This is a genomic window from Bartonella sp. CE47NXGY (assembly GCF_042195415.1).
In the GTDB taxonomy this organism is placed as follows: Bacteria; Pseudomonadota; Alphaproteobacteria; order Rhizobiales; family Rhizobiaceae; genus Bartonella.
Genome location: NZ_JBHIOI010000137.1, coordinates 1 through 1,382 on the forward strand (window position 1 = coordinate 1; position 1,382 = coordinate 1,382).

At 45.2% G+C, this 1,382-nt stretch carries 1 protein-coding gene; it reads right to left on the bottom strand.

All coding sequences use genetic code 11. From position 1 onward, the window contains the following. On the bottom strand, positions 1 to 1,382 hold a 1,382-nt coding region (locus ACFIL3_RS10150), incomplete at both ends, for a DUF4815 domain-containing protein (RefSeq protein ID WP_375682226.1).

The following is a 1,382-nucleotide window of genomic DNA, read 5'->3' on the forward strand; positions in this document are numbered from 1 at the left end:
TTTCCCGCGATCAATTGAACAGGCGCAAATAACACCGGTGAGAGTTTCTCTGTTCCTTTAAGAATAGCGCGAAGCTTGATCTTTTCACTGATATATTCAGTAAGACTGAGCAATTGAAAGGGAAGGAGTTGATAAACCGTGCCGTTGTTTCTTTCAATTTCAAAGATGACAGAACAATCGCTTGAAGGCAACTCAATGGCTGCGCGTATTTGCAAATCAGAGCAGTCAACAAGGTCAAAAGTGCCAAGATCAATGGTTTTTTCTGTTTGTGTATAGCGTGCCGCCAGCACTCGAAAGGCTAAAGCCTCATCTTGATGGGCGGTCCAGCTCCTAGCATTGACAGAAGAAAAGCGTGGACCGGTCACGTAAGGGTGACTCGAGACGTATCTCTGGTGTTCTGCATCAAAATCCCCAAGCTTTGCTAGTGAGACAGAATGATCCGCATCATCGGTTTTAATGACAAAAGCCGTTAAGCGGTCATCCATCACAAGGAGTGGTACATCATAGCGTGCCTCTGCCCACCCTAGCTTTGCGCCCTTCATAGAATAAAAGCTTTGTGCTTGAATATCGGCGGTCGGATAACCGTTTTCTGTAGTGACCAAATCAATCACCAAATCATGGTTCTCATTACCGATTTTGCAAAGATGAAAGTCAATACCGGTGATTTGCCGTGTTTCATCGGGGGTAAAGACTTGCGCTTGTGGGTCAAATTGCGTCCATATCTTTACTGTTGTGGTGCGCCGCATCACTTTCACATCAATCACGCCTTGACCTGTAAAAAGACCCGTTGCAATGGTTCCACCTTTTCCCTGTGCCACAACGTTTTTTGTGCCAGCGGTGATGTTTTGTGGAATCGTGAAAGCGCCCTCAAGGGTGCCCTTGCTATCGGCAATAAGGAGACTCTTCGGTAAAACATTCACACCATCAAAGGTGAGACTTTCCAAGATTTCGCTACTGCCAAAACCTTCAATTTTAAAGTGAAGGGTAATTTGTCTTAAAAAGTCGGTTTGTTCTTGATGTGCATTGACCAAGTCATCACGCACTTCTGTGTTACGGATAGTTCTGCCGCGATGTTTTCCCATAATGATTTGATTGGTGATACCCGAAAGCCAATCTGTGCGTTGTTCATGCCAGAAGTCTGTCGCGGGTTCAAGGGTTACTGTACCAGGCAGGGGTGCAAAATTTTGATAAGGATTGATTTTTTCGCAAGCCGTTGTCAACTCTTGCGCAATGATCACTTCATTTGTCCAGTCAAGGGTGACAGGCGCTGTAAGATTAGCGATGTAAAAGGTTGGGTCAATGGCAAGCTGTAAAATGCCGTTGCCTACAGCACCTGTTTGTTGAAAGCCTTCATCTCTGTAACTATCATCAAGAAAAGGGTC